This window comes from Actinomadura sp. RB99, assembly GCF_014706005.1.
In the GTDB taxonomy this organism is placed as follows: Bacteria; Actinomycetota; Actinomycetes; order Streptosporangiales; family Streptosporangiaceae; genus Spirillospora.
The window spans coordinates 1-1,073 of record NZ_JABMCA010000180.1 but is presented as its reverse complement, the minus strand read 5'-3'; the positions used below and the strand labels follow the sequence as shown (position 1 = coordinate 1,073).

Below are 1,073 nucleotides of genomic sequence, written 5' to 3'. Positions count from 1 at the left end.
GATCCGGGTCCGGGGCCTGCACGTGTCCGGCGGCACGCAGTACGCGGTCGTCGCGTACTGCTGGCAGGACTGCGAGATCGACGACATCACCGTCGTCGGGCAGGGCGGCGGCGTCTGGGTCCACAGCCTCAACAGCACGAACGCGGGCGACCGGACGCCGGTGGACGGCTCGACGCCCACGATCACCGGGTCGCAGCAGATGAACGGCGTCCAGGTCCACGACGTGCGGATGACCGGCGGCGGCTCCTACGGTGGCGCGCTCCAGGTCGAGGGCGAGGACACCGGATTCGTCGCGCAGCTCGTCGCGTCCCGGATCTCGGCCCGCGACGTCGCCGGCGTCGGGGTGCGCTTGGAGCGCGTCCAGGACTACCGCCTCACCGACGTCGTGGTGATCGGCTCGGGCAGCACCGCGATCTCGACCTTCGGCACCCGCCGAGGCAAGATCTTGGGCTGCCACGTCAACGGCGCGACCGCGAACGGCATCACCGCCGACAGCCGGGCCACGGCCGCCGCCGCACAGACCGACATCACGATCGCGCGCTGCTCGGTGACCGGCGCCGCGAACGGCATCATGACCTGGGCGGGCCAGGATCTCGTCATCGAGGACAACGACCTCGACACGATCACCACGGTCGGGATCCAGGCGTCGAACTCGGCGAACCGGGTCACAGTCCGGGGGAACCGGCTGCGGTCGGTCGGGCAGCCGACCAACCTCACCAGCACCGTCACGGGCCTGGTCTGCGAGGCCAACAGCTTCAACGCCGGCGGGCCGGGCACGCTCGCGACGGCCGCGAACGCCACCGCCGAAACCGTCGTTGCGACCCTGCCGATCCCGGCCAACGACGCGGCGCCCGGCATCCGGTACTCGTTCGCCGTCGCCGGTCAGGCGTCCACGACCGGCACACCGACGCTGACGATCCGGGTCCGCCTGGGCGGCGTGTCCGGCGCCGTCGTCGCCGCGTTCACGGGTGTGGTCACCAGCGCGGGCATCGCCGGGCGGGGCTGGCGGATCAGCGGAGACCTTCACGCCCTCACCATCGGGGCGGCCGGGACCTGGGCGGGCGGCGCGCTGC

Annotated in this window: 1 protein-coding gene; it reads left to right on the top strand. The window is 72.7% G+C overall.

The window, feature by feature from the left end; all coding sequences use genetic code 11:
- A partial coding sequence (locus amrb99_RS49435) for a right-handed parallel beta-helix repeat-containing protein (RefSeq protein WP_190869029.1) occupies window positions 1–1,073 on the top strand: 1,073 nt, incomplete at both ends.